The organism is Micromonospora parastrephiae (assembly GCF_016802865.1).
GTDB lineage: Bacteria > Actinomycetota > Actinomycetes > Mycobacteriales > Micromonosporaceae > Micromonospora > Micromonospora parastrephiae.
The window spans coordinates 1-1,183 of sequence record NZ_JAEVHM010000411.1; the positions used below are offsets into that span (position 1 = coordinate 1).

At 66.1% G+C, this 1,183-nt stretch carries 1 protein-coding gene; it reads left to right on the plus strand.

Annotated features, from left to right (window positions below; genetic code table 11):
- Positions 1-54: 54 nt before the first annotated feature.
- Positions 55-1,179, plus strand: a complete 1,125-nt coding sequence (locus JNW91_RS31480) for an IS30 family transposase (protein WP_203179055.1) — start codon at positions 55-57, stop codon at positions 1,177-1,179.
- Positions 1,180-1,183 lie beyond the last annotated feature (4 nt).

A 1,183-nucleotide genomic window follows, 5' to 3' on the forward strand; every position in this document is an offset into this window, starting at 1 on the left:
CTTGGGCTCAAGTGGTTGTTGCAACGGGGTGGATTCTCGTCAGGATGAGGAGTCATGCCGGGGCAGAGGTTGTCGTCCGCGGAGCGGGCGCAGATTGAGGTGTTGTTTGGTCAGGGGTTGAACTGCTCGCAGATCGCGGGGGTGATCGGGCGGGATCGGTCGACGGTGTGGCGGGAGTTGTCGCGTAATCATTGCGGGACGGGGGGTCGGGTGCCGACGGGTCAGCGGCATCCGCATGGTGCGGATCCGGGGTATGTGGCGGGGGTGGGCTATCCGAAGGGGTGGGGTGGGGTGTATCGGTGGAAGTACTGTCACCGCAACGCTCAGGGCAAGGCGGATGTGCGGGCGCGGCGTCCTCGTGAGGGGAAGTTGCGTCCGAGGTGGGGGCGGGCGTGGCCGCCGTTGTGGCAGTTGGTCAAGGACCGCCTGACGCAGCGGCACTCGCCGGCGCAGATCGCCCGGTCGTTGCGGCGGGAGTTCCCCGACAGGCCGGAGATGTGGGTGTCACACGAGACGATTTACCAGGCGATCTACTTCCAGGCCCGGGGTGGGATGCGCCAGGAGTTAGCCCGGCAGGTCGCGTTGCGCTCTGGTCGGGCGCAGCGTCGGGCGCAGTCGCGTCAGGCCAGCGCGGCCCGAGGACGGCCGTGGGTGCGTGACTTTCACATCTCGAGTCGCCCGGCGGAGGTCGCTGACCGGGCTGTGCCGGGGCACTGGGAAGGTGACCTGGTCATCGGCGCCCGAGGTTCTAGCGCGATCATCACCCTGGTCGAGCGCGCCACCCGTTACGTGATGCTTGGCGCTCTGCCCGAATCGCGGGTCAGTGAGCAGGTCATCGACGTGCTCACCGGCCTGATGCGCCGCCTACCGGCCGAGCTACGCAAGACCCTCACCTGGGACCAGGGCATCGAAATGATCTACCACCCCGTCTTCACCCTGGCCACCGACTGCAAGGTCTACTTCTGCGACCCCCACAGCCCTTGGCAACGCGGCAGCAACGAGAACACCAACGGTCTCCTACGCCAGTACTTCCCCCGCTCCAGCACCGACTTCCGCACCTGGACCCAGGACGACCTTGACGCGGTCGCCCGAGAACTCAACGGACGACCACGCCAAACCCTCGACTGGCACAATCCAGCCGAGGTACTCAACAAACACCTAGTTGCAACAACCGCTTGAAACC